Origin of the sequence: Kitasatospora putterlickiae, assembly GCF_039527695.1 — a bacterium.
GTDB lineage: Bacteria > Actinomycetota > Actinomycetes > Streptomycetales > Streptomycetaceae > Kitasatospora > Kitasatospora putterlickiae.
In genome coordinates this window covers 29,101-35,347 of sequence record NZ_BAAAKJ010000154.1, presented here as the reverse complement: position 1 = coordinate 35,347, position 6,247 = coordinate 29,101, and the positions used below count along the sequence as shown (strand labels likewise).

Sequence of the window (6,247 nt, the reverse complement as noted above, 5' to 3'; positions counted from 1 at the left end):
CGACCCCGCGCTGCTGCTTGGGCTGGGCGCCGCCGCCGGGACGGCCGGGGCCGCGGCGGTCGGCGGAGTTGGTGACGTCCATCGGGAGCATGACCAGCGCGGTGGTGCCGCCGGAGTCGCTGGGGCGCAGCTGGATGCGGATGCCGTGGCGCAGCGACAGGCGGCCGACCACGAAGAGGCCCATGCGGCGGGAGACGGAGACGTCCACCGTCGGCGGGTTGGCGAGGCGTTCGTTGATCTCGGCGAGGTCGTCGGGGCTCAGGCCGATGCCGGTGTCGTGGATCTCGACGAGCACCCGGCCGTCCGGCAGCGCGTGGCCGGTGACCCGGACGCGGGTCTGCGGGCTGGAGAACGAGGTGGCGTTCTCCAGCAGCTCGGCGAGCAGGTGGACGAGGTCGTTGACGACGCGGCCGGCGACCTCGGCCGACGGCACGGCGGCGAGCTCGATGCGCTCGTACTGCTCCACCTCGGACGCGGCGGCGCGGAGCACGTCGACCAGCGGGACCGGGCGGGTCCAGCGGCGGCCCGGGTCCTCGCCGGCGAGGACGAGGAGGTTCTCGCCGTTGCGGCGCATGCGGGTCGCGAGGTGGTCCAGCTTGAAGAGGTTGGCCAGCTGGTCCGGGTCCGCCTCGCGGCTCTCCAGCTCGGAGATGAGCGACAGCTGGCGCTGGATGAGGCCCTGGCTGCGGCGGGAGAGGTTGGTGAACATCGCGTTGATGTTGCCGCGCAGCAGGGCCTGCTCGGCGGCGAGGCGGACGGCCTCGCTGTGCACCATGTCGAAGGCGTGCGCCACGTGGCCGATCTCGTCCGCGGAGTCGACGGCGACCGGTTCGACGGTGACGTCCACGTCGTGCGGGTCGTTCTCGGAGAGCGTCTTGACCAGCTCGGGCAGCCGCCGCTCGGCGACGTCCTCGGCCGCGGCCTGCAGACGGGTCAGCGAGCGCACCATCGAGCGGGCGATCAGACCGGCGCCACCGAGCGCGACGAGCAGCACCAGCGCGACGGCGGCACCGATGATCAGGGCCTCGGTGTCGGCCTGGGCCTGGAGCTCCTGGGCCTTTCCGTCGAGGTCCTCGATCAGCTTGGACTCGATCCGGCGCTCGGCGGCGAGCTTGGCGGTGGACTGCTCGTACCAGTCCTTGTAGCTGACGGTGTCGCCCGCGTGGATGCCGCCCTGCCGGAGGACCGAGCGCGCGTAGCGGTCGGCCGCGGCGACCACCGAGTTGAAGGTCAGCTGGCTGCGCAGGTTGTCCAGGTCGTGCGAGGTGTAGATGGCCTTGAAGCTGGCGTGCGCGTTGTCGTAGGACTCGCGCAGCCGGAAGCCGAAGGACTCGTCGCTCGGGCTGAGGTCGGGGCCGCCGGGGTTGGCGAGCGCGGCGCTGATCAGCGCGCGCTGCTGGGAGGTGGAGTTCTTGGCGAGCGAGAACTGCTGCAGGGCGCGGGTCGAGGTGACCAGCTCGCGGTTGTTGGACGCGAGCGCGATGTCCTGGGTGATCGACAGCAGGTCGCGGATGATCACGTCGTACGCGGTGATCGTCGCCTGGATGTTCTGGTTGTTCTGGTACGGGTTGCCGCGCGCTTCGGAGATCGAGTTCAGGTCCCGGCGGATCTGGAAGAGCAGCGCGTTGTCGCCGGCGCGCTCCAGGCTCTCGAACTTGTCCGAGGACGCGATGAAGGTGCGGCTGAGGTCGTCGGTGACCTTGCGGGCGGCGACGATGTCGTCGTCCAGCGGCGCGGTGGGCTTGGCGGTGATCGGGCCGGCGCTGACGTCCCGCTCGTTCTGCAGGGCGTTGGCGAGGTCGGTCGCCTTCTTGGCGAGGTCCGAGAGGCTGGCCATCTGGGCCAGCTGCTGCGAGGTTTCGAGCGAGGTCTGGATGCGCAGGCCGCCGAGGATCAGCGCGACCAGCACGGGGAGCGCGAGCAGGGCGATCAGCTTGCTGCGGATCCGCCAGTTGCGCATGGCGAGGCGGCTCACGCCCTTGGCGCGCCGGCGGGTCAGGGAGCTGCGGAGCTTGCCGCGCGCCGACTTCCGCTCCGCGCCGTCCTCCTCCGGCCCGCCGACCACGTCGGGTACCGGTTCGGCCGGGCCGTCGGGCGCCGCCGCCTGCTGGGGGGCTGCCACGGGCTCACGCGACTCCGGGTCACCCGCGGCGCCGCTACCCCTTTTGAAACGTCCCTGCACTGGCGTCGCAACCTCTGGACCGGGCGTCCCGCCGCGTCGCCACGGCCTGGACGGTGTCGAGTTTCCATCCGCACCCCGGCCGGTCCGGGAGAGCGGGTCACCGGGGTGGACAGCTCCCTACCCACGGTCCGTGGCATTCCAGCACAGCCGGGGAATCCCAACAAGGGCGGACGGGGCACACCGGACGGCACTACGCACCGCGCGCGGGTTCTCACCGACTGTGCGGCAAACGGACCGGAATACCACCTTTTTCGGACACTCGCCGGAGGCATGCCAAGCCGTCCCGAGATCAATGAGAGGGGTAGAGCTTCGGGTATGCCCGATATTTCCGATATGTCGGCAAAGGGTGATGCGGCGATATGTCGGATATTGGAGATATGCTCTGCGATTTGTGACCAAAATCACAGATGAATGTGTAGCTTTGGTCACGGTGACTGTGGAAAGAGATCCGTAACCTTGCTGTATCCGGAGCACGGCCCCGATCAGCCTGCCCAGAATCTCCCCGAATCACTCAGGCCGGGTGCCGATCGCGGTCCGATCGCCCGGCCGCGACCTTGAGGTGCTGACGAGATGTCCCAGGCGAAGAAGGCCACCGAGTCCACGCCGACCAGCCGCTCCACGGCGAACCCGCGTCGGACGACGCTGGCCTCGGTCGCGGACTTCGGCCAAGTCCCCGGCGCCCGCGGGCCCGAGGGCGCCGCGACCTACGCGACCGAGCTGCCGGCCGCCACCGCCAACCCGCGCCGCACCCAGCTGATGGCCGCCCCGGTGGTGAACGTCCCGCGGGGCTGAGGCGTTCCGCGGGACCGACGCGTTCCGCACCCGCCCGACAGGCGCCGTCACCCCGGTGACGGCGCCTGTTCGTCCTGTGGCGGGCCAGGTCAGGGCCCACGCGATAGCCTGGGCAGCGGTTCAGCGCCCGGGCGCGCCCCGGGCGGCCGTCTCAGCGAGGGGTAGCCCAGCCGTGCGCATTGCCAGGTTTTCCGTCCGGGAAGGGAGCCCTGCCGCCGGCAGCGTCTCCTTCGGTGTGGTCGAGGGCGACCCGGCCCGGCCCGAGTCACTGGTGGTCCACGCCCTGGCCGGCCACCCGTTCGGCCAGCCCCAGCCGACCGGCGAGAGCTACCGCTTCCAGGACGTCCGGCTGCTCAGCCCGATGCTGCCCAACAAGATCGTCGCGGTCGGCCGCAACTACGCCGCGCACGCCGCCGAGCTGGGCAACGAGGTCCCGGACGTCCCGCTCACCTTCTTCAAGCCGTCCACCTCGGTGATCGGCCCGACCGAGAGCATCGCCTACCCGCCGTTCTCCTCGGACGTCCAGCACGAGGCCGAACTGGCCGTGGTGATCGGCCGGATGTGCCGCGAGGTGCCGCTGGACCGGGTCCCCGAGGTGATCCTCGGCTACACCTGCGCCAACGACGTCACCGCGCGCGACGTCCAGCAGCGCGAGGGCCAGTGGGCCCGCGCCAAGGGCTTCGACACCGCCTGCCCGCTCGGCCCGTGGATCGAGACCGACCTCGACCCGTCCGACCTGGCCGTCACCTGCACGGTCAACGGCGAGCTCCGGCAGGCCGGCCGCACCTCGCAGATGGTCCGCTCGGTGGCCGAGCTGATCGTGCACGTCTCCGAGGCCATGACGCTGCTGCCGGGCGACGTGGTGCTCACCGGCACGCCCGCCGGGGTCGGCCCGATCAACGTCGGCGACGAGGTCGCCGTCACCGTCGAGGGCATCGGCACGCTGGCCAACACGGTGGTCAAGCGTGGCTGACGCGCCCGCCGTGCGGGTCCGCTTCTGCCCGTCCCCGACCGGCAACCCGCACGTGGGCCTGGTCCGCACCGCCCTGTTCAACTGGGCCTTCGCCCGCCACCACGGCGGCACCCTGGTCTTCCGGATCGAGGACACCGACGCGGCGCGCGACTCCGAGGAGTCCTACGAGCAGCTGCTCGACGCGATGAAGTGGCTCGGCTTCGACTGGGACGAGGGCCCGGAGGTCGGCGGCCCGCACGCCCCGTACCGCCAGTCGCAGCGGATGGACGTCTACGCCGACGTCGCCCGCCGGCTGCACGAGGCCGGCCACGCCTACCACTGCTACTGCTCCACCGAGGAGCTGGACGCCCGCCGCGAGGCCGCCCGCGCGGCCGGCCGGCCGTCCGGCTACGACGGCCACTGCCGCGACCTGACGGACGACCAGGTCGCCGTCTACCGGTTGGCACGGCGCGAGCCGATCCTGCGCTTCCGGATGCCGGACACCACCATCGCCTTCGACGACCTGGTGCGCGGCAAGCTCTCCTTCGAGCCGGAGAACGTCCCGGACTACGGCATCGTCCGGGCCAACGGCGCGCCGCTGTACACCCTGGTCAACCCGGTGGACGACGCCCTGATGGGCATCACCCACGTGCTGCGCGGCGAGGACCTGCTCTCCTCGACCCCGCGCCAGATCGCGCTCTACGCCGCGCTCGCCGACATCGGCGTCGGGGACGGCACCACCCCGCGCTTCGGCCACCTGCCGTACGTGATGGGCGAGGGCAACAAGAAGCTCTCCAAGCGCGACCCGCAGGCCTCGCTCAACCTGTACCGCGAGCGCGGCTTCATCCCCGAGGGCCTGCTCAACTACCTGTCGCTGCTCGGCTGGTCGCTCGCCGAGGACCGCGACGTCTTCACCGTGGACGAGCTGGTCGCGGCCTTCGACATCACCAGGGTCAACGCCAACCCGGCCCGCTTCGACCTGAAGAAGTGCGAGGCGATCAACGCCGACCACCTGCGCCGGCTGGCCCCGGAGGACTTCGTCCGCCGCCTGGTGCCGTACCTCCAGGCCCCGGGCCTGCTGCCGGCCGAGCCGACCGCCGGGCAGCTGGAGCTGCTGGCGGCGGTGGCGCCGCTCACCCAGGAGCGGATGGTGGTGCTCGGCGAGATCGTCGGCATGGCGGGCTTCCTGTTCGTCGCGCCGGAGGACTTCGCGGTCGACCCGGACGACGCGGCCAAGGTGCTCACCGCGGACGCCCGGCCGGTGCTGGAGGCGAGCGTCGGGGCGCTGGAGGCGCTCGGCGACTTCAGCCCGGAGCCGATCCAGGCCGCGCTGCGCGAGGCCCTGGTGGAGGGGCTGGGCATCAAGCCGAAGTTCGCCTTCACCCCGCTGCGGGTGGCGGTGACCGGCCGACGGGTCTCCCCGCCGCTGTTCGAGTCGATGGAGCTGCTCGGACGCCCCGAGACGCTGCGCCGGCTGACCGCCGCGCTGGCGGCCCTCCCGGCGGCCTGACCCCGCCCGCGGACCCGGTCGCGCACCGGGTCCGCGGCCTCCCCGGACGTCACCCGACGGCCCCCTGTCCGCTGCCTGGGGTTATCGATTTTGGAGCCGGGGCGGACGTCGGGTAATGTTCTTTCTGCGCCGCCCGGGAGGGCAACGACGAGGGAGCGAAAGCCCCCCGCCGGAGCCGGAACGGAAGGCGCGAGCTGGAGTGAGGCCCGACAGGGGTTCAACTCTGGTGGGGTATGGTGTAATTGGCAGCACGAGTGATTCTGGTTCATTTAGTCTAGGTTCGAGTCCTGGTACCCCAGCGCAGTACCGCGGTCCGCCTGGACCGTACAATTCAAGAACAAGCCCCCGTTGTGTAGCGGCCTAGCACGCTGCCCTCTCACGGCAGTAGCGCCGGTTCGAATCCGGTCGGGGGTACTGGTTCCGCGAGGAACCGCCTGGAAAGCCCCCGTTGTGTAGCGGCCTAGCACGCTGCCCTCTCACGGCAGTAGCGCCGGTTCGAATCCGGTCGGGGGTACTGGTTCCGCAAGGGACCACCAGGAGCCCCCGTTGTGTAGCGGCCTAGCACGCTGCCCTCTCACGGCAGTAGCGCCGGTTCGAATCCGGTCGGGGGTACCGAAGCGAGAAGCCGATGGGTCACCTCATCGGCTGATTGCTTTGCGTTGGGGTATGGTGTAATTGGCAGCACGAGTGATTCTGGTTCATTTAGTCTAGGTTCGAGTCCTGGTACCCCAGCCAGAAAAGGAAGGCCCCGGTTCCCGGGGTCTTTTTGCTTTTCCGGACCCGGGAATTCCGCGAAGCCGGTTCCGCCGAC

At 70.7% G+C, this 6,247-nt stretch carries 4 protein-coding genes and 5 tRNA genes; 8 read left to right on the top strand and 1 reads right to left on the bottom strand.

The features are described from left to right. The coding region (locus ABD308_RS16280; protein ID WP_425554782.1) for a sensor histidine kinase at positions 1–2,122 on the bottom strand (2,122 nt) is incomplete at its 3' end. Between the two features lie 630 nt (positions 2,123–2,752). Between ABD308_RS16280 and ABD308_RS16275 the strand changes: the two genes are divergently transcribed. The 8 genes from ABD308_RS16275 to ABD308_RS16240 all read left to right on the top strand — a co-directional run bounded on the left by ABD308_RS16275 (position 2,753) and on the right by ABD308_RS16240 (position 6,171). Continuing rightward, positions 2,753–2,974 carry a hypothetical protein gene (locus tag ABD308_RS16275; protein ID WP_344334149.1) on the top strand — a complete coding sequence of 74 codons (222 nt, stop codon included), beginning with the start codon at positions 2,753–2,755 and terminating at the stop codon, positions 2,972–2,974. Positions 2,975–3,146: 172 nt separating this feature from the next. After that, the gene (locus ABD308_RS16270) at positions 3,147–3,947 is read left to right on the top strand and encodes a fumarylacetoacetate hydrolase family protein (RefSeq protein WP_344334148.1); all 801 of its coding nucleotides are present in this window, start codon (positions 3,147–3,149) and stop codon (positions 3,945–3,947) included. Then, a complete protein-coding gene (gene gltX / locus ABD308_RS16265) occupies positions 3,940–5,436 on the top strand; it encodes a glutamate--tRNA ligase (RefSeq protein ID WP_344334146.1) in 1,497 nt (498 codons plus the stop codon). The genes ABD308_RS16270 and gltX overlap by 8 nt, the downstream gene beginning before the upstream one ends. 227 nt (positions 5,437–5,663) lie before the next feature. Continuing rightward, positions 5,664–5,735, top strand: a tRNA-Gln gene (locus ABD308_RS16260). A gap of 42 nt (positions 5,736–5,777) precedes the next feature. Continuing rightward, positions 5,778–5,850 (top strand) — tRNA-Glu (locus ABD308_RS16255). Positions 5,851–5,877: 27 nt separating this feature from the next. Continuing rightward, positions 5,878–5,950, top strand: a tRNA-Glu gene (locus ABD308_RS16250). Positions 5,951–5,975: 25 nt separating this feature from the next. Continuing rightward, a tRNA-Glu gene (locus tag ABD308_RS16245) sits at positions 5,976–6,048 on the top strand. Positions 6,049–6,096: 48 nt separating this feature from the next. Beyond that, positions 6,097–6,171 (top strand) — tRNA-Gln (locus ABD308_RS16240). Positions 6,172–6,247 lie beyond the last annotated feature (76 nt).